At 47.3% G+C, this 18,255-nt stretch carries 19 protein-coding genes; 16 read left to right on the top strand and 3 right to left on the bottom strand.

Annotated elements, in window-relative coordinates; all coding sequences use genetic code 11:
* Nucleotides 1–12: 12 nt before the first annotated feature.
* The 15 genes from FO446_RS25010 to FO446_RS24940 all read left to right on the top strand — a co-directional run bounded on the left by FO446_RS25010 (nt 13) and on the right by FO446_RS24940 (nt 13,854).
* Nucleotides 13–399 (top strand): phage tail assembly chaperone, encoded by a 387-nt coding sequence (locus FO446_RS25010; protein ID WP_047069578.1) that lies wholly within the window; start codon nt 13–15, stop codon nt 397–399.
* A 227-nt stretch (nt 400–626) separates the two neighbouring features.
* Complete coding sequence (locus FO446_RS25005) at nt 627–3,005, top strand: hypothetical protein (protein WP_237899410.1); 2,379 nt, start codon at nt 627–629, stop codon at nt 3,003–3,005.
* Nucleotides 3,002–3,592, top strand: a complete 591-nt coding sequence (locus FO446_RS25000; RefSeq protein ID WP_237899409.1) for a hypothetical protein — start codon at nt 3,002–3,004, stop codon at nt 3,590–3,592. Before FO446_RS25005 ends, FO446_RS25000 begins: the two co-directional genes overlap by 4 nt.
* Before the next feature lie 15 nt (nt 3,593–3,607).
* On the top strand, nt 3,608–4,561 hold the full coding sequence (locus FO446_RS24995; protein ID WP_237899408.1) for an XkdQ/YqbQ family protein: 954 nt from the start codon (nt 3,608–3,610) through the stop codon (nt 4,559–4,561).
* A 3-nt stretch (nt 4,562–4,564) separates the two neighbouring features.
* Nucleotides 4,565–4,813, top strand: a complete 249-nt coding sequence (locus tag FO446_RS24990) for a hypothetical protein (RefSeq protein ID WP_106785453.1) — start codon at nt 4,565–4,567, stop codon at nt 4,811–4,813.
* On the top strand, nt 4,813–5,247 hold the full coding sequence (locus FO446_RS24985; RefSeq protein WP_237899406.1) for a DUF2634 domain-containing protein: 435 nt from the start codon (nt 4,813–4,815) through the stop codon (nt 5,245–5,247). The genes FO446_RS24990 and FO446_RS24985 overlap by 1 nt, the downstream gene beginning before the upstream one ends.
* Nucleotides 5,235–6,050 carry a baseplate J/gp47 family protein gene (locus FO446_RS24980; RefSeq protein WP_237899404.1) on the top strand — a complete coding sequence of 272 codons (816 nt, stop codon included), beginning with the start codon at nt 5,235–5,237 and terminating at the stop codon, nt 6,048–6,050. The genes FO446_RS24985 and FO446_RS24980 overlap by 13 nt, the downstream gene beginning before the upstream one ends.
* The gene (locus tag FO446_RS24975) at nt 6,047–6,619 is read left to right on the top strand and encodes a hypothetical protein (protein ID WP_173611190.1); all 573 of its coding nucleotides are present in this window, start codon (nt 6,047–6,049) and stop codon (nt 6,617–6,619) included. The genes FO446_RS24980 and FO446_RS24975 overlap by 4 nt, the downstream gene beginning before the upstream one ends.
* Nucleotides 6,616–6,933 (top strand): hypothetical protein, encoded by a 318-nt coding sequence (locus FO446_RS24970; protein WP_237899402.1) that lies wholly within the window; start codon nt 6,616–6,618, stop codon nt 6,931–6,933. The genes FO446_RS24975 and FO446_RS24970 overlap by 4 nt, the downstream gene beginning before the upstream one ends.
* Nucleotides 6,934–7,206, top strand: a complete 273-nt coding sequence (locus tag FO446_RS24965) for a hypothetical protein (RefSeq protein ID WP_237899401.1) — start codon at nt 6,934–6,936, stop codon at nt 7,204–7,206.
* Between the two features lie 59 nt (nt 7,207–7,265).
* Complete coding sequence (locus FO446_RS24960; protein WP_237899399.1) at nt 7,266–12,131, top strand: DNRLRE domain-containing protein; 4,866 nt, start codon at nt 7,266–7,268, stop codon at nt 12,129–12,131.
* Complete coding sequence (locus tag FO446_RS24955; protein ID WP_197240083.1) at nt 12,131–12,325, top strand: XkdW family protein; 195 nt, start codon at nt 12,131–12,133, stop codon at nt 12,323–12,325. Before FO446_RS24960 ends, FO446_RS24955 begins: the two co-directional genes overlap by 1 nt.
* Nucleotides 12,325–12,462, top strand: coding sequence for an XkdX family protein (locus FO446_RS24950; RefSeq protein WP_237899397.1), 138 nt, complete (start codon nt 12,325–12,327; stop codon nt 12,460–12,462). The genes FO446_RS24955 and FO446_RS24950 overlap by 1 nt, the downstream gene beginning before the upstream one ends.
* A 93-nt stretch (nt 12,463–12,555) precedes the next feature.
* Entirely contained in the window at nt 12,556–13,011 is a 456-nt protein-coding gene (locus FO446_RS24945) for a phage holin family protein (RefSeq protein WP_237899396.1), read from the top strand.
* Between the two features lie 6 nt (nt 13,012–13,017).
* Entirely contained in the window at nt 13,018–13,854 is an 837-nt protein-coding gene (locus FO446_RS24940) for an N-acetylmuramoyl-L-alanine amidase (protein ID WP_232774715.1), read from the top strand.
* Nucleotides 13,855–13,899: 45 nt separating this feature from the next.
* Here the strand turns inward: FO446_RS24940 and FO446_RS24935 are convergent, their stop codons facing one another.
* The 3 genes from FO446_RS24935 to FO446_RS24925 form a co-directional block, all read right to left on the bottom strand.
* On the bottom strand, nt 13,900–14,406 hold the full coding sequence (locus FO446_RS24935) for a S4 domain-containing protein (RefSeq protein ID WP_232774716.1): 507 nt from the start codon (nt 14,404–14,406) through the stop codon (nt 13,900–13,902).
* Nucleotides 14,407–14,718: 312 nt separating this feature from the next.
* A complete protein-coding gene (locus FO446_RS24930; protein ID WP_232774717.1) occupies nt 14,719–15,603 on the bottom strand; it encodes a glycosyltransferase family 2 protein in 885 nt (294 codons plus the stop codon).
* Entirely contained in the window at nt 15,600–16,703 is a 1,104-nt protein-coding gene (locus tag FO446_RS24925) for a glycosyltransferase family 2 protein (protein WP_232774719.1), read from the bottom strand. The genes FO446_RS24930 and FO446_RS24925 overlap by 4 nt, the downstream gene beginning before the upstream one ends.
* A gap of 149 nt (nt 16,704–16,852) precedes the next feature.
* On the opposite strand from FO446_RS24925, the gene FO446_RS24920 reads away from it, so the two are divergent.
* Nucleotides 16,853–17,941, top strand: coding sequence for a glycosyltransferase family 2 protein (locus FO446_RS24920; RefSeq protein WP_237899395.1), 1,089 nt, complete (start codon nt 16,853–16,855; stop codon nt 17,939–17,941).
* Nucleotides 17,942–18,255 lie beyond the last annotated feature (314 nt).

Genomic DNA, 18,255 nt, shown 5'->3' with positions numbered 1-18,255 from the left:
AGTTTAATCCACATGAACAAAAACAAACTCGAGAAATTTTTGGCCAAGGCTAATGAACAAGCTCCGCGAAAAGAAATTACCGTAACCATCGACGGTGACGAGTGGAAGGTGCGTCAACTGAATTTGTCCGAGCTGCGCGATTGCGAACGCATGGCTGACAAAGGCGAGAAAACCGACTGGTTCCTGTACAACGATGCACGTCTGGTGAAAGCCACCGAGCACGATTTCCCTTGGAATCAGGAAGAGCTCAAGAAAGCGTACAAGGTCGGCACCAAGTACGAGCTCGTCGAGAAAATTTTCCGCGACAATCCAGAAGGCTACACCAAGCTGCTCAATGCGGTCCGTGAAGTGAATGCAACCCAGACGGAAGAAGAAGCCATTGAAGAAGCAAAAAACTAATCCGATCTGACGGGGAGGCTTGGCATATTTGCCGCGCTTTTCTAAAAGGCCGAGGCCGCCCGTCGGATCTACTCGAGTACGAAGTCGATTTGTACAAGCAGAAGCTGTTTATTTTTGCTTGTCAGATGATTGAGGCGGAGGATGAGGAAAGAGCTGGGGGGTAGGTCTCCCGGCTTTTTTCGGGTTCTGCTGGGCGTAGACATCTGAGAGGACAAGGAGGTGAAAGAATGGCAGGAACAATGATGGAAACGTTTGATGCTTATAGCGGAATAGTAGGTAAATATGACGAATTCGAAAAAGGACTTCTGGGCTCACTAACTCCGATGATCGAAAAAGCTCTTGGAACAACGCTGAGTTCGGTTGCCCAAGAAGCTCAGGCGACAGAAAGAGAAAAGACACTTTTTGAAGCTGGTGGCAAAGGTAATGAGCAACTCCTGAAGATAGAAGAGACTTCCATAAAAATACGTGAACTCAACCCGGATATAAAGAAAGATCAAGCATACAGCCTCATGGCCAAAGCTGAACTTGTGCATGCAACCAATGGTTTAAAGTATGCAGAAAAAGCAGGCATGCTGAAATACACGACGCGGTTTACGGAAGATGACATCATGAAAATGATGAGCTCCATTGAGATTTCTACTGGTGATGAAAGTACCGTTAGGCAGTCAAATGCGGTTCAGTATTTAAGCAACAAGGGAGGGGGAGCCGCGACTGGAAAATTTGTGGAGTCTCTGGCTCACTTCAACCTTCAGAATGGCAAATTGCTGAATACGCCTGAAAAAATGGCCGCTACCTATGTTTCAATAGGGAACCTTTTGAATGATTTTAAAACGTATGGTGCGTTGTATGAGAATGCAATGAAGATGTCGGATAATGGTGATCTCGCCGCAATTCTTGAGAAGCATTACAAGGCTCAAAATAAGAAGGATGCAAAGGCCAAGGCCGCCCAAGATATAGCAACGCTGAATCGAAGTCTCGCAACAGGGGAGAAAGAAACAATAAATATCGCCCTTGGAAAACTCCTGATGACTTTTTCTAGCATCCAGGATCAAACGTTACAACAACGTGCATTCGATGCTTTGACAGGCGATGCCGGAGTTGACGTGGCGAAGGGTCTGCGAGAAGTAAAAGATATATTTACAGGGGCTTTTGTGCCGGAAATGGGGAAAGAGAGCGCATATAAAGTAGGGAATGAAGCAGTGAATGCGCATAAGCTGTCTGCACAGAACGATGTTTATTTCAAACCTGGGCAGGCACAAGCGATGGCGAGAAACGAGGCCATGGAGATCGCGACTCTGTACGCTGAACAAATGTCTGAGATAAATACAGGGATTTCGGAAGCAGCTGAAGGAGTAATGAGTTCATTTAACTCTTTGGACGAGTCGATAAAAGGTACTGCGATTTTTGCCGGAGGATTACTACTCCTTGGTAGTGCTCTGAACATTCATACGACATCTCAACTGAAAAAATTCAAAGATCTTCGGACAACGATAGAAAAGTTTCCTCAAGGAGCAACTGACGGGAAAAACTGCTGCTGTTGTAAGGGGAATAACCGTAATAACCGTAAATCAGGTTCCTCTTCAAAAAATAGACGTAACACGAATACTCCTAGGAGACGACGTACGAGTGAGGTCATAGACCAGTTAGCAGATCAGTTAAAAGACCAGTTCATGAAACGCTTTCCTTTGGGGAAGCTCAAAGGTGGGCGGACAGGTAAAATCATGTTGGGCCTTGGGCTTGGGCTTGGGGGACTGTGGTTGGGTAAAGACAAGCTTATGGAGCAGTTTAATAGCTTGTCATTAGACAAACTCAAGGGTGAGTTCATGAATAAGCTTGGAGAATTGCACCCGAATAAGCTCAAAGATGGACTCATGAAAGGACTTGGGCTTGAGGGATTGTGGCTGGGTAAAGACAAGCTTGTGGAGCAGTTCAAGGGCTTGTCATTCGACCAACTCAAGGATGGATTCATGAATAAGCTTGAAGAATTGCACCCAGGTAAACTCAAAGACAAATTTATGGAACAGTTCAAGCGTTTGCCTCTGGACAAGTTTAACTTCGGGCAGAAAAAGGTGCCCTACCTCGGAACCTTAACAAGTCTCGAAGAAGTTCTCACATCGGACAACAAACTTGACGTTGCCGCTCGTTTTGGGGCGGAGACCGTCGGTGGCTGGGCTGGAGGAAGAGTGGGAATGCTCGCCGGAGCAGCCCTTGGTTCACTCGCTACACCTGGAGCTGGTTCATTCGTCGGCGGTTTGGCTGGTGGTGTCGGTGGCAATATCGGTGGATCAATGGCAGGTGGAGCCCTATACGATTGGGTCAAATCATGGTGGCAGGACACGTCTCCTCCACAACCGGTTAGTATACAACCCTTAATCCCAGCAGTTGCTTCGATGCCAAATCGTTCACCTGTTAGCAGCATGCCAAAACAGCCCGTCTCCATCACCATTCCGCAAATTTCAGTCCCATTACACGTACAAGGCGTACTACAGGATATCCCAACCATGTTGAAAATGCTCAGCGATCCATCTGTCGCGCAGAGAATCAAAGACATCATCGAGCGCTCCCTGCTGGATGCACTAGAGACGAGGGGAGGGGTAACGACATGATCCGCCTTCAAGGCAAATACAGGCTGACATTTCCTGTCACACCTGCGGAAATCCAGTTTCGCGGCTATGGCAACGACATCGAAAGCACGACATCGATTACATTATTGTCCGGCAACCGCATCTCTTCCAGACGCCCAAAGTCTATCTCCTTTGACTTCATCTTACCCGGAGACAGCACGGCTCCCTATATCGAGGTACAGGGCTATCAAGGGCCTAGACAGTGGCTTGCTGGATTGGATCGCTTAACGGGCTCTGAAGCGCTTTTGACTATAGACGAGCTTGATTTGGCGTGGAATGTGCTCATCGGGCAATGTGACGGAAAATTCCAAGGAAAAAACGTCGATTTTCACGGAACGATTGAACTGCCGCTGTTTGTCAAAGACGAATTCATTACGTGGAGCAATCAGACGCAGCTTCTATCCCCCGGGGCGGTCATTACGAAACAGCAGCCAGCTCGCCCGAACACGAGTGGGAAGGTAGCAAAGAAGACGAAGAAGCAGCAAGCGGCTCCACGGATAGATAGCAAAAAGTTGGAAGATAGGAAAAGAGAGATTCACGAAAAGCTAGAAAGAGAAAACAGAATGTAACGGAGGGCAGACGAAATGAAAGTCATTTACGGAAAAGAACAGACCCGCTATGACCTGACCCCAGCCGTTACCGAGCTCTCCTGGTCCTCGGCCAGGGGACAAATTGCTCAAAACTGTGATGTGAGAATCAAGGAAGGCCCGCCGTTGCAATCGGCGGGTTTTTTGATGCTCTTTGCAGGTGCAGAGCTAAAAGAATCCCAGCAGCTTTTCCATGGCCCGCTCGTTCGTTTTGACCGGGATGATCGGACAGGAGATTTATCCGCAACAGCATACGAGCTCGGCTGGTATTTGCAAAAAAACGAAATTTCCAGACTCAAGCTGGACGGGGATGCAGGGACAGAGCTTGCGCGAATTATCAAGTCGGCAGGTATCAATTTTAGCTGCCCGGCGTTCGGCTTTACGGTCAAAGAGAGAATCTCATCACAATCATACACGTCTCTCTTTACATCACTGACAGAGCAAGCCTATGAAAAGACGGGCATCCGCTATTTCGTGCAATACCAGCGCGATAAGCTGACGGTACTGCCTGAGGGGAAAAACAGTATTATCCCGATGTTCAAGGCTAGTTTACTCGCAAGTAGCTCGACGGGAGAGAGTATCGAGGATGTATACACCGTTGTAACAGTAGAGCGCTACCGGGATGATCGGGTCGTGAGCAGTGCAACGAAATCTAATGATAGCTTGGTCAAACAAATCGGTCGCATGCAAAAAGTCATCGACGCAGGTGAGGACAAAAATGTAGCGGGAATGGCAGCCAAGCAGCTTGCAGAGTTGTCCAAAATTCCCAAGACACGCTCCATTTCGGTTAGGCACGAGGATGAGAATGCTGCTAGACTACGCGCTGGTTGGCTCATAAAAATCATGGAAAAAGACAATAAAACCATCACAGATTGGATCGTCACTAACTGCCAGGTACGCTGGCAGGGCGGTCAATACACAATGGATCTCCAATTGGAAAGGAGGACGTAAGGGATGCATTCCGTTATTGCAAAACTGAGAGGGCACGCGCAGGACGGCATTGAGAATACGCAAGGGGAGTTTGGCAAGCTTTTGTCGCTGTCGCCTCTGTCTGTAAAGTTGGACGAGGACCCTACACCCTTGGAGCCGTATGAGCTGTCTGTACTGCGTTCTGCCCGATTGTTGCCAGAAGATGTGGGCAAAAAAGTAGCCTTGTTGCGATGCAACAACGAACAATACCTCCTGCTTGGGGTGGTGGAGTAATGTTTCCAGAGCTGAACGGAGACGAAATACAACTGGTTCAATCTCCAGATAACCCGATTCCATGGACATATAAATTCGACTGGACCACTAAACAATTGATGCAGGGGCCAGATGGTCGTTATTTGCGGACGACTACCTATGCGGAGTATTTGGAAGAGACAGCAAAGAAAATCCTGAATACGCGTCGTTTCCGGTATGAGATTTACTCGGAACGATACGGCGTAGACTTTCTATACGATACTGGAAGGATGCGCTCGGACATTTCATTGCCAGCAATTAAGACGCAAGCACAAGAGGCGCTAGAGGCTCACAATGAGATAGAGCGTGCGGAAGTGGTAGACATTCGGTTTGAGAACAATGGGGTCATTTTTTCGCTCGAAATTGAGGGCATGAGAGGGACAACTAGGACGGAGGTGAGTACATGGCAACGTTAGACAAACCAGAAATGCCGATTCTCAGGGAAACCCCGGATCAGATTTATCAGCGGATGGCAAATCGGATGGCGTTGATAGCACAAAAGCGTGGAGAGACGCCACCAGCGACGGAAGAGGGAGAAATCTTTTATGACCTCGGTTATCCGATCGCAGAGGAGATCAGCGATCAGCAGCAGTTATTTGAGTACGGTTTTCTCCAGCGGTTTCTACCCTGGGCAGACGGGGAATTTCTGGATGCTACGGGCGTATTCTTCGGCTTGTCTCGCAATGAGGGAGAGACAGACGATGCTTACCGACAACGCCTCATTGATCGAGCCCGCACAGAAGAAGGAGACGGCAGACGCCAAGATTACGAGCGGTGGGCACGAAATGTTGACGGGGTAGGCGGAGCCGTCGCCATCGAAAAGACGAGACACGACCTATCCATCGACGTGTACATTACTGACCTGTCAGGAAACCCAGCGGGGCAGGAATTAGCTACAATTGTACGAACTAAGCTGGAAGACAAACGTAAGGCCTTGCACGACTTGCAGGTACTGCCGGCGAACGTTTATCCGGTGACTATCGCTGTAAAACTTGCTTTGCGACCAGATGCGGAATTCGAGAAGATCAAAGACCAAATTACTACACAAATCAAAACCTACCTAAAAGGGCGTTCCCAGATCGTGTACCAGCAGATCGGAGCGCTCTTTTTCGTGGATGGTGTAATAGATTTCACGGGCTACACCTTAAACGGCGCGGAATTGAATGTGACGGTGCCTGCTGACTCTGTATCGACTCTAACCATGGCGGTGACAACATGATTCCAGAACGCTATCGGCGGATGCTGCCGCCGCAATGGTACGAGAATAAAGTGGCGGAATATCACTTTGAAGGTGCAGGGACAGTTGTAGATGCTTTCAATTTGGAGCGTGAGGACATCCTACAGCAGTTTAGCCCATGGTCAGCTACTTGGGGGCTGGATGTCTGGGATTGGATTTATTTCGGGAGAAAGCAATTGCTGAGTGTGGAGGAACGGCGAAAGAATATCCAGCAAAAGCACTGGTCGTATCTTGGATTTACCCCAAGCGTGCTGCGTGCAATTGGCTTGAGTTCCTCGTCATTCAAGCATGTCCAGATGGTCGAGGATTACGGCAAAAAGGTGATTCGGTACGTCTACCCGATTGAGGATCGATTCGATACAAAGAATGCTGTTCAAGCTGTTGAGAGAATCAGGCCAGTTCATTGTAATGGAGTCGCTTTTGAACCTGTTGTGTCGGAGAAGATCGTGCTGCGAGATGTATTAGTCGTCGGGATAAAGGAGTATAACAAGGTCAGTGAATTTCGTGTCGGGATGACACCAATCAAGCGTTACGAGGAGGTCGTGAAATGATCCTGCCAAGCTATCTTCAAACCGTCCGGAATGACTTGCTGGCTAGGGTGTCGGGTGGCGACATTTTGATAAACGGCTCAGTTTCAGTGCCTGTCCAGGCTGTGGAGATTACTTCGCATCCGATTGCAGGCATAAAAGACGGAATTGCATTACAAGTATCTGCCCAGCATGTTGCCAGTGTGCCAGTCATCACGAGCGCAAAGTTGAGGACCAGAACGGGAGCGGTCGTTGCTGAGAAGACAGGAAACATTGAGATGAACGGGGCGCAGTTCGTAAACCTGACCTTTGTTATCGAAACGAGAGGAGGGGTGTAAGTGTCTTATGTAGCTAAAACGGACTGGAAGCAGGATGATCCGGTTACCGAACACGACATTAACCGTTGGGAGCGAGGTATTGCGGATGCCCACGCGGAGCTAGCTGTGTTGAAAGCGGATGTCTCGAACCTGAAAGTGCGAGTGAATACAATCGAATCTACCTTGCCGGACGGTTTTGTACACAACAATTTCAACGATGACCTGTCTACTATTAGCTTTATCAGGGTGATTCGGGGTTACTATAACGAGGCTCAGAGTCGGTTGGAGGTATAAATGGTGGAAACAGGAATCGGTCGCAATAACGGCCATTTGCGGAAGGAAGGGGTAGGGGTATGGCTTGGGAGTTAAACTGGTGGTCTACTGGAGCATCTGCTAACACAATGGTGGCTTTTCCTGCTTTAGACCATACGAAGTACCAGTACCAACTTAGAAGCGGCGCTTTTTATGCTGCGTACGGAATCTATGGAGAAGCCCCAAATTACGTACGTTATGTTTATAGTGACGTTGCTAGCAATCAGTTAAGTATTCCGATTGATCCAACGTACAAATATTTCCAAATACAAAACGCTAGTACAACTATTTATATCGATAGACAACTAAAAAATCTAGCGCCAACAGTTCCAGTAGTTATGTCTCCGAACGGTGGAGAAGTCATCAACAAGCAACACACAATTACCTGGAGCCCTTCAAGTGACCCTGTAGGTAATTTCGAAATTTTTACTACTACGTCAGAGTCAGCTAATGTTGCAAATGAAACATTGGTAGGCCAAGTGTTCACTTTTGATTATGACTGGTACGGTATTAAAAGTGTAGCAATGCTACTTGCAAGCAATGGTATCAGTCAAAATTCTGCAACACTGATGTTGACGGGTGTAGGAGCAGATGGACTGCCTAATTCAACAATTTACAAACAAACAACAGTCACCATAACAGAGTCTCCACAATGGTACTCAATATCTCTTTCGCCTACAGTCAAATTGGCCAAAGGAACAAAATTGGCAATCGTTGCATCAACTACTAACCAATATCCCATACTACTCAAAGGAAGTTTGACAACCACATATCCAAGTGGGTACGTGATCGATCATCAAGGCAAGAAACAAACCGTCACTGGCAGAGTCTCCATAACTTACGAAGGTAACGTAGCTCCGGAAGGATTGAAGTACCAAATACAACTTACTACGAACAATAAGGTTACGTGGAAGGATTTAATTTCACTAACTGGTGCTGGCGTTACTTCTTATGCTTATGATTTTTCAAATGAACCCCAAACAAGTCAAGCATATGTACGCATTCGTGCTTTTGATGGCATTGATTACAGCCTCTGGGATGAATCAAATGGTTCGTTTACCATTTCACACAATTCAACACCAACGTTAACACTGACCAGCCCTACCAATAATCAAACAATCAAGCAAGGCACAGACATTGACTTCAAGTGGTCAGGAAGCGATACTGACGGTGACGCACTCACATATACTTTGCAGGTCGGCACATCAGCAGGAGCATCGAATATCTACAATGCCAGCGTAGGAAGCGCAACGTCAAAGCAGGGAATCAGCACATCCTGGGCGGTTGGCTTGTACTATTGGAGAGTCGTTGCAAATGACGGAAAAGGTGGAGTTACAACATCTACTGAAGGTGTGTTCGGCCTTGCACAAGGAAACCTTGTTATGTTAACGAAAAGTAATTCTGTTACTGTAGACACTTTCATCAAACAAGATTATCCAACAACAGCCATCGGTGGTTCTGGTGTTTTATATGTGGGGTCTGACACCACTTCGGGTTCCACACAGCGAGCGTTGTTAAAATTTGATCTCGGATTAATACCAAACGACGCTATTATCAATAGCGCAACTCTGCGACTATATAAGGGTGGCGGAAACGCGCCTTCAAGGACTCATAATATTCACGAAGTCACTTCTCCTTGGGATGGCGTGACCACATGGAACACAGCACCTACTTTCAATCCGACAGTCGCATCTTCATTAGCATTAGGTCCGAGCAACGATTGGAAAACATTTGATGTAAAAACATTAGTGCAGGCGTGGGTTAGCGGTTCAGCGAATAACGGGTTACTTTTGAAAGATGCGAACGAGACGACTTTAAGCACCCTCGCGACTTATAATTCATTTGACAGCACAGGAAACCAACCAACCCTCACTATCGACTACTCCATCCCGACAACAGGCAAAAAACAGGTCGAGCTTTTGGGTAATGCATCAAACAACCAGACTAACCAATCCTCTGCTCATATACCTAATTTCCCCGCGGGATATCAAGCGCAGGCTGGGGATTTAGCGCTGATTCATGTAATCACATATGATTATACAGTTACTCCAACGAATGGTTGGCAGATAATCAGGCAGGCTGTAGCTCCATCCGGGCATAGGTATACACTTGCATATAAATTCCTTGCTGCATCCGAAGTGGCTAGTGTCGCCTTGTCTTCGCCTTCTTCAATTGGATGGCATTCCAAGACTTTGATTTTGAGAAACGTAAAAGCGATCAAAGAAAGCTCTTACAGAGGAATTGCCGATCAAACAGCCTATTACCCGTTCGATGCTGGAACATCCAAAACACTGAGCGTTGACAAGGCTATGATGTTATTGTTCAACTTTTACGCAGGGACAGCAAATACCTTCACGCAACCACTTTCCTATGCAGAGCCGTACGATGACATAAGTTCGGGATACAGACAGCAAGCGGCATATCGCTATATGCACATGCTCAGGACACAAACGATGGAAGAGACAACGAGTACCCTATCTGGCGCTAGTGCAGGTTCTTCAATGTTTGTTGCACTCGAACCAATCGTCAATAACCCGCCAACACTGACGCTCACGTCACCTGCCAATAATCAAACATTGGCGGAAGGTAGCGTGTACAAGCTGGAGGGCACTGTATCTGATGTAGAGGCAGGGAGCGCACTATCCGTCAAATACTCCATAGCCGGTGGACCAACCCAGACAATCGCCATTGGCACATCTGACGGTTCAAATCCGAATCCATTTAGCAAGACGCTGACCTATTCACAAGGTCGTTTCTGGGATGGTCAGACGGATGTATCCGGTTTGCTACCAGCAGATGCGTCATCGATTTTGGTTTGGGCGAATGACGGGACGGACGATTCAGCTAAGCAGACGAGGAACTTCAAGCTTCAACAAGAGGACGGAAAGATTTACGTACCCGTCAATGTGGTATCTTCAGGGTACCTTGTTTCAAAAATGGCAAGACCTTCGAGACTTGCCAATGGAAAAATGGCGGGATTGTCTAGGGATTCTAATAAGTGGTACTTGTATCAGTCGCTTGATAATGGAGCAACGTGGTCTCTGGCTTTTTCCTTCAATTTCACATCGATCCAAGGCATTTCTTTGTCCGCGTTTGGAAACTTCATTTACTTAGCGGTTGCTTTCAACAACCAGTATGTAAGGATTTACGCCTATGATAACTTCACCTATGCAGGAGAAGTGTTGGTCGAGTCTGGACAAAACGCCATTGCTTCTGTGAGTACCATTATAAGTCCAGATGGAACTAAATTGTTGTGGTCAGATACTACAAAAAATGTCACCTATCCCGACAGCTTCAACGTTCGCGCGGGTTCCATTCCAATCAACACCGATGGAACTCTGGGCACACCAAGTGCAACGGTGCAGGTAACATCAACCAATGCTTCTGGATATGACCACACATCTCCTAGTTTGTGTTTTGACAAAAACGGACGACCTGTAATAGCTTATGTGTTCGCATCGGTACATGTGCAAGGGCGATTGTTCAATGGAACTAACTGGGGTGATTCATTTTCTATTTATAATAGTGTTTCCCACACGCAGGCATCTCCAGAAGTCATCAAATCACCAAATGGAAAACTACACGCCGTATGGCATGGTACGGATTTTACGAGTCCTTCAGAAATGATTCGTTATTCCAGTTCTGTAGATAGCTCTCAATGGGCAACACATAAGATACTTGTCGCAGGTAAAAACCCCAGCATTACTTCCGACAAAAACGGAAAGCTGACTATCATCTACGAAGACGGCGGCTACATTAAGCGGATCGAGTCAACCAACGATTTCACGTCTTTCAGCGGACCATTTATCGACCGTGTAGGCACCAATCCAGCAACGTTCTATGACCAGTCGTTTGCAACTGATTTCAGCATTCCTCCGACGATCTATCAGACAACAGATGCAGTCAAGTATCGTGGAGTGCTTAATCTCAATAAGCGTCCTGCCGTCACACTTAACACGCCTGACAATCAAACTCTGACAGAAAACAAGACACTCATGGTATCCGGTCAGACTGTAGACGAGGACGCAGGAAACGTCATCACTGTATGGTACAAAGTGAATAATGGACCTGCTCAGGCGGCTGCATCCAGCATATCGGATGGTAGCACGCCTATTTTGTTTGATAAGACTCTTACTTACAAAAACAAGCGTATTTACCTTGGCACAACTGATCTTAATGGGATAGACCTTGCCGAGAATACTGACCACATCCTTACAGTTTGGGCAGAGGACAATAAACAGGGTAAGAGTTTGGAGGTCACACGCAAGTTCCGAGTCGTCTGGAACCGCCCACCAGTTATTGATGACGAGAATAAAGACCTGGGCGTCTTCATGCAACCTCCAACAGTGAACTACCATGCCACTGATCCAGAGGGCAACACTTTCACTTTTACCGAGTATCTGAACGGCAAACAAATCAGGTCGTTTGCAGGCGTAGCCGGACAGGTATACACAGTTGAAATTAGCCATGACGCTTGGATTCGATTGGACTTGGACGTTCAGCATCAAATCAAGATCGTTCCCACGGACAGCGCGGGAATCTCATCCGAACGGATCTACACATTCACCCGAAAAGAGACCCATATCGAATTTATGCTAGAGTACGGAAATCCAGATATTAAAGCAGACTTCACATTGGACGGTATGCCATTACGTGTATTAGTGACACTTGAAAGATACTTGCCAGAAGGCTCGTCCATTGAAAGTGTGAAAGTCTGCAATAACTACTTAGATGATGTACCTACATGGGAAGATTGCACAGGGGCAGTAAAGGGAAATCGAGGCTATTTGTTCACCAATAAGAATAAAACAGCTCCCGAGTGGGCTATTAATCTATGGGTGACAATCGACAAAGGAACAGCGAAGGAACGTGTACTTCTAAATGGTTATGGGGGGGCGTTCGATTAATGAAAATGCAAAATAAAGAAGCTATTTCAGAGATTAGAAAACAGCAACAAACAGATCCAGTAATGACAATGGGACAAGAGCTTTCCTCACTCAAAATTAGCAACATCCAAAAGGATGCGTTAATCCAGACAATGGGCGAACAGCTAGCCCAGGTTAAGCTTGAGCTCATCCAATTAAAAGGAGGTGCTAACTGATGGCATTTTGGAAGTTGGCATTTAGCATGAATTGGGTCACAGTAGAAAAGCTGCGGCTAGCAGTAAAAACAACAACCAATCCTTTTGGAGAAATTTCTCCAAAGGAATTCAAGCAAATTACTAACCAAGATTTTTAAAGCTACTAATTCTTCATACTCAGAGAAATTAAGTCAGCCCCGTACCTAGCGGGGCTATTTTTATTCCCTTAAGGGGCGAGGAGGTACGAAGCTATGAAACCCCTACACAGCCTAGAAAGCATCGCAACCCCAGCAAACGCCTGGGCGACCACAGCAGGTGCAATCGTGTCGCCCGCCTTTCACTATCTATACGGCACCAACCGCCAAGACATCCTCATCGTCCTCTTCTTCATGATCGTCCTCGACTGGATCACAGGCATCTCCGCCGCCAAAAAAGACCAATCCTACTCCTCCGACTACGGCCTGTCCCGAATCCCCCGCACCTTATTCCTCATGGCCCTACCAGCCGTAGCCAATCTCCTGGACCGCGTCATGGGCACCCCGGGCTTCTTGTTCTACGGCGTCACCTTCGGCCTCATCTACCACACCTGGACAAGCCTGACCGCCAATGCCCACCGCGCAGGCTGGCCAATGCCCAAATCCATCGAGAGATTAGTCAGCGCCGAAATTAAGGCAAAGGCAGAGCGTGCCAAACGAAAGGAGTCCTAGTAAACGATGAATATCACCGAGATGCTTTTGACCAACGTAAATTCCCGCCCCAAAAAGAAGATCGTCCCAAAAGGAGTCGTCATCCACTGGACGGCCAACGAACGCAGCGGCGCAAATGCCGTGGCAAACCGAAACTACTTCAACAAACCAACGACAGTAGCTAGTGCTCATTACATCGTGGACGACAAGCAAATCATTCGCTGTCTACCCGAGGACGAGATGGGCTACCACGTCGGGGCGCAGACTTATTCACAGGCCGCCTTGACCAAATTGAGCAACTACCCGAACAACTGCACGATTGGGATTGAAATGTGCGTCAATGCAGATGGAAGCTTTGCGAAAATGTACGAGCAAACAGTGGCACTGACCGCGGATATCTTGAAGCGACATGGCTGGGGAGTCGAGCACCTGTGGCGTCATTACGACATTACGGGGAAAAACTGCCCGGCCTTTTTTGTCGTCAATACGACCGCGCAAACCTATACGGGAATGCCAGCGAAGGACGCATGGGCAAAGTTTCAACAGGATGTCCACAGGTTTCTCACAGCTTATCCACAAAAACCACAGCCTGATGTGGATAAGTGCGCAGTTGAACTGAAACTTACCTCCACAGGAAAACTAATCGATGATGTTTCCTATGTACCCATCCGAATGATTGCGGAGGCAGTGGGTGGAGCAGTGGAATGGGAGCCTTCCACGCAAAAAGTGACCGTGAACGGACAGGAAGTCTCCTATGTAAACGACCAGGGAACTGCTTTTGCGAAAACAAGAGAGCTTGCTGCCTTACTAGGACTGCAAGTGGAGTGGGACGAGCCGAGAAAAGCGGTCGTATTGAAGAAATAAAAGAAAAGCCGCAGATTCCGTCTGCGACTTTTTCCATACATACTGTTACCTAATCAAAATCTGAATAATATCCGCTGCACTCAAGACAGCGCTTGGCTTCGTCTCCTGCTCATTCAGGCGAATATGCCCGTCCTTGATCTTGCGGACAATCTGGCTGCGGCTCCAACCTTCTATCTGTTCGGACAGCAGTTTGTCGAGGCGGAAGCGGGCCTCTGCGCTCTCAATTCGAATCGTCACTTTCTGAACGCCCTTTTCCTGGTATTCATGCAAGGGGAGCATAGGGAGGAGGGGCGCGATCTCTTCACTGAACTCCGTATCCGGCACCTCCCGATGATCTGTAAAGGCTTTATAGATGGCGAGCTTTTCGTTCCACGTATGATTTTTTTCGCATTTATAGATAGCGAAGCGATAGATGTTTTTGCCGTTTGCGTTGTGGCGGCGGATGTTTGTATCGAAGAAGAGAACGGTTCGCCCACAATTGCTGCAATATCGCCGCACTGGCTGATTCTCATGATTTTCACGTAATACCCACGTATGCTCGATGGTATGCATGGTCCTTCACCTCGTCTAAAAAGTGAAAGGAACGCATCTTCTATTTGGATGTCCTGTAGGGCAGGCCTGTTTTTGAACACAAAAAAACGGAGATTCCCCATAGCGAACCTCCGTTAGGATATACACCTACAGATTTCGTTACGTTCCTTTGTAATGGGAAAAAAGGGCAGACTGCACCTGTGCGAAAAACCGTTTGTTTTCCGAAGGGCAAGCTATCCAGTTTTTTAGGCCATTACAAAGTAGTTGTTGGCATACGTAGTTACCGTACCTTTCCATCCAAATAGACGTGTCGCCAGCATACCATATAATAGGTTAATTTCCAAGGGGGATCGTATTGTTGATGACAGGAGGACGAGTGGTTTTCACGCGTAAAGGAGCGGAGCCATAGATTTGCTTCATCCAGGTTCGCGCTTCCGCAAAGTCACTCTCCCGATAGAGATGAAAAGCGGGATGGTGTGTATCCACAAAAAGGGACAAACCCAAAGCCTGCGCCCGGACGCAGAAATGACGGTCCTCTCCCCAGAAGCTCAGGTTTGAAATTTGCCTAAAGCTGACGCCAGCTTGCAGCGCTTTTCTGCGGATGAGGGTGCAGGCTCCCAAACCACCTACCTCATATACGCCGGGGACACGAAGTTGTCCGTAGAAAGCGTATTTCCGCAGGTACTGTTCTTCCAAGGAAATTTGTTCATGGCGTGCGCATTCGAATTGGGTGTATTCGTCTTTGAGCCACACCTGAGGGACGGGGACGGTATCTGGTGTCCAGCTCGTCCAGAAGATTTCAGATATGATCTCTTTGTCAGAGGCGAGCAAAACTTCCAAAGTGGCTGGCTGGAGAAGCAAATCCGAATCGATGAGGAAGAGGGCATCGTAATCTTGGTGTTTGGCGCGGGCGATCATTTCGTCTTTGAATCCAGCGACCTTCCATACGAGTGCTTCGCTCCAGTAATGGGCCCTCTCATCGCATGTGTAAGGATGGAGGTTGCTAGCAGCGGGGATAATGTCGACCTGGCCCGTGTGTTTGTCTGCAAAGTTTTGAAGGATATTGCTCGAATGCGGATCGTTATTGTCATCGACGAACAAATAATGCAACGTCAAGTTTGAGGTCGACAACCTTTCTAACGAAAACAAAAACATCCGGAGAACATCTGGTTTCTGACAAACTGGACTGCCAATTAGCACGCTTGTTTTCACGCTCATAGCACCACCTCTCGCTTTTTTCCGAAGTGCGAAGCATGTATGGAGCTCGCTGTGTAATCGTAGACAAGGGATTCATGTGTCTTGCCCATGCGCTCCATGCATCGTCCCAAAAAGTGAAAAGCGTAAAAGCTCCCCATTCCTTGCTCACTAAAATGCTCCCACTGATTGTCCCCGATCTCCAAGCAATACTCAAAAGCTTTTACCGCCTCGGCATACAGACCATGCTCCATCAGGAAAACGCCTTTGTAAAAATGAAGGTCTACGTAATTGGGGTAGATTTGAATAGCTCGTGCAATCCCCGGCCATGCTCCGCGCATGCTGCCATGCTGGAAAAGAATATCGAATTTCAGCTTGTAGCAAATGGACGGGGGAGGTTTTTGGGTGGTTAAAAAGCCTTTCATTGCTTGATTCACCAGTGTAAATGCATATTCAAATTGTTTGGCGCGAAAAAATTCGTTTGCGAGATGGTAATCGCACCACGGGTCTTGCTTGGATTTCTTTCTTTCATGACGTAAGAGCCTCAAGTTGCGCAAAGCTTTTTGTTTTCGTTGAACGGCATCGTCCATATATCCGAGATGGTGAATATGTACAGGTAGCAAAGGGATAGCGATATCTCTCGAAGCGGTGGTCGGCCATTGAAGAATTTCGTGTATGTCGCGCACAAATCGAAATCCTTTTTTGTTGCGAAATAAGCGGACTTGCCCGGATCGGTAGGCGGAGTGGCGCGAAGCTTGCTCCTTTTGCGAGCCAGTGTAATGGATCATTTTCATAAAAAAGGCGTCGCTTTTGCTGGCACTTATAGCTTGACGAAGCACCCCCGGCTTTTCTTCTTGTACGATTTCATCTGCATCCAGCCATAAAATCCACTCTCCCTTGGCAACCTCCAATCCGGCGTTTCTCGCTTTCGCAAAGCTGTTTTCCCAAGGAATCTCCAGAACTTTCGCCCCGTATTTCCGACAAATATCCTGTGTACCATCGGTTGATCCTGTATCGATAACAATGATCTCGTCTGCCACCATATGCACGCTGGACAGGCATGCTTCGATCTGGTCTGCTTCGTCTTTGACGATCATGCATAGGGAAAGGAGAGGCGGGCTCATTTGATGATCACCTTCTTTTCGGTGTTGTCAGAACATATTGTTACACCATATTCGTGCGGGGAGATGGTTATGAAAGTACGGATACATAAAGGGGGATGGAAGGAAATAGGATGTTGAGAAAATGATTTTCTGGGGAGGGGGCGATCTGCATGTTCACGGTTAGCTTGTGCATGATCGTTCGGGATGAGGAAGAATCACTCGGTCGATGCTTGTCGACGGTCTACGATTTGGTGGATGAAATTATCATTGTCGATACAGGGTCGATAGATCGGACCAAAGAAATTGCATTGACCTATGGTGCACAACTGTTTGATTTTACCTGGGTGGACGATTTTTCAGCAGCTCGTAACTTTGCTTTTGCGCAAGCCAAGATGACGTACATTTTTTGGCTGGATGCGGACGATGTGCTTTTGGAAGCGGATCGGGAACGTTTTGCAGCACTGAAGGCCTCGGACAATTTCGATTACGACAGTGTCTCGATGACGTACCACTTAACGGTAGATGAACGAGGGAAGCCGGTTCACTATTTGCGGAGAAATCGCCTCGTCAAAAGGAAGTGTAACTTTGTTTGGCATGGGGCAGTTCACGAGTATTTGGCTGTTGCGGGGGATATTCTGCACAGCGAAATCGCCATTACTCACCAAAAAAATAAGCCGTACACAGACCGGAATTTGCAAATTTATGTAAAGCGCAAGGAAAAAGGCGAGGTTTTTGAACCGCGTGACCAATTTTATTTTGCAAATGAACTGTTCGATCATGCGAGGTACGAAGAGGCGGCTGAGCAGTATCAGTTATTTTTGGACGGAGGCTTGGGCTGGATCGAGGATCAAATATGGGCGTGCCAGAAGCAGTCAGAGTGTTACGCTCACTTGAAACAGCCTGAAAAACAGATCCAATCCTTGACCAGGACACTTGCGATTGACCTTCCGCGTGCGGAGATTTGCTGCAGGATGGGGGCTTTTTTTGTGGAAAAGCAGGATTTCCCAAAGGCTATTTACTGGTACCGGCAAGCGACATTATTGGAGCGGCCACAAGATTCCATGGGGAAGGTAGATGAATCGGCATGGACGTGGCTGCCTCATATACAGCTATGCTACTGCTACGATCGGATCGGGGATCAGCGAAAGGCTAAAATTCATCACGACATGGCAAAGCTATTTTACCCGACACATCCAAGTGTAGCGTACAACGAAGCTTATTTTGCAAGACTGGAGCAATTGGATTCGGTGGAACAATAGATGGCTATACTCCTTCTTGGTTGTCCGTATTGTATGGGGGAAGTTGTTATTTTGCTCGGGTCTTCTCTACAAAATAGAATCGATCCTCGTTGATTAAAGAAGGAGATTTTCCATCCGTTACTGGTAAGAGCTGCACGACAGTTTGTTGGAATCCCTTTTTAGATTAAGGGGGATGGCTTCTTTTTTGGAGGAAGAGGATGGATGAAAAATAAGACCCGATTACGGTTTGGTAATGCACTTCGATAACGATTACTCCTCGTATTGATTCCTCTAATGAATGAGCAACGATTTCCTTTCTCCTTCTATTTTCTCGT

The sequence above is a fragment of the Brevibacillus brevis genome, from assembly GCF_022026395.1.
Lineage (GTDB): Bacteria > Bacillota > Bacilli > Brevibacillales > Brevibacillaceae > Brevibacillus.
The sequence above is the reverse complement of the archived record's forward strand: the minus strand, read 5'-3'. Positions and strand labels throughout refer to the sequence as shown.

Excerpts from the sequence above, each read along its gene's own strand:
- FO446_RS25010 (WP_047069578.1), top strand. The coding sequence starts at position 13 with ATGAACAAAAACAAACTCGAGAAATTTTTGGCCAAGGCTAATGAACAA.
- FO446_RS25005 (WP_237899410.1), top strand. The coding sequence starts at position 627 with ATGGCAGGAACAATGATGGAAACGTTTGATGCTTATAGCGGAATAGTA.
- FO446_RS25000 (WP_237899409.1), top strand. The coding sequence starts at position 3,002 with ATGATCCGCCTTCAAGGCAAATACAGGCTGACATTTCCTGTCACACCT.
- FO446_RS24995 (WP_237899408.1), top strand. The coding sequence starts at position 3,608 with ATGAAAGTCATTTACGGAAAAGAACAGACCCGCTATGACCTGACCCCA.
- FO446_RS24990 (WP_106785453.1), top strand. The coding sequence starts at position 4,565 with ATGCATTCCGTTATTGCAAAACTGAGAGGGCACGCGCAGGACGGCATT.
- FO446_RS24985 (WP_237899406.1), top strand. The coding sequence starts at position 4,813 with ATGTTTCCAGAGCTGAACGGAGACGAAATACAACTGGTTCAATCTCCA.
- FO446_RS24980 (WP_237899404.1), top strand. The coding sequence starts at position 5,235 with ATGGCAACGTTAGACAAACCAGAAATGCCGATTCTCAGGGAAACCCCG.
- FO446_RS24975 (WP_173611190.1), top strand. The coding sequence starts at position 6,047 with ATGATTCCAGAACGCTATCGGCGGATGCTGCCGCCGCAATGGTACGAG.
- FO446_RS24970 (WP_237899402.1), top strand. The coding sequence starts at position 6,616 with ATGATCCTGCCAAGCTATCTTCAAACCGTCCGGAATGACTTGCTGGCT.
- FO446_RS24960 (WP_237899399.1), top strand. The coding sequence starts at position 7,266 with ATGGCTTGGGAGTTAAACTGGTGGTCTACTGGAGCATCTGCTAACACA.
- FO446_RS24955 (WP_197240083.1), top strand. The coding sequence starts at position 12,131 with ATGAAAATGCAAAATAAAGAAGCTATTTCAGAGATTAGAAAACAGCAA.
- FO446_RS24950 (WP_237899397.1), top strand. The coding sequence starts at position 12,325 with ATGGCATTTTGGAAGTTGGCATTTAGCATGAATTGGGTCACAGTAGAA.
- FO446_RS24945 (WP_237899396.1), top strand. The coding sequence starts at position 12,556 with ATGAAACCCCTACACAGCCTAGAAAGCATCGCAACCCCAGCAAACGCC.
- FO446_RS24940 (WP_232774715.1), top strand. The coding sequence starts at position 13,018 with ATGAATATCACCGAGATGCTTTTGACCAACGTAAATTCCCGCCCCAAA.
- FO446_RS24935 (WP_232774716.1), bottom strand. The coding sequence starts at position 14,406 with ATGCATACCATCGAGCATACGTGGGTATTACGTGAAAATCATGAGAAT.
- FO446_RS24930 (WP_232774717.1), bottom strand. The coding sequence starts at position 15,603 with ATGAGCGTGAAAACAAGCGTGCTAATTGGCAGTCCAGTTTGTCAGAAA.
- FO446_RS24925 (WP_232774719.1), bottom strand. The coding sequence starts at position 16,703 with ATGAGCCCGCCTCTCCTTTCCCTATGCATGATCGTCAAAGACGAAGCA.
- FO446_RS24920 (WP_237899395.1), top strand. The coding sequence starts at position 16,853 with ATGTTCACGGTTAGCTTGTGCATGATCGTTCGGGATGAGGAAGAATCA.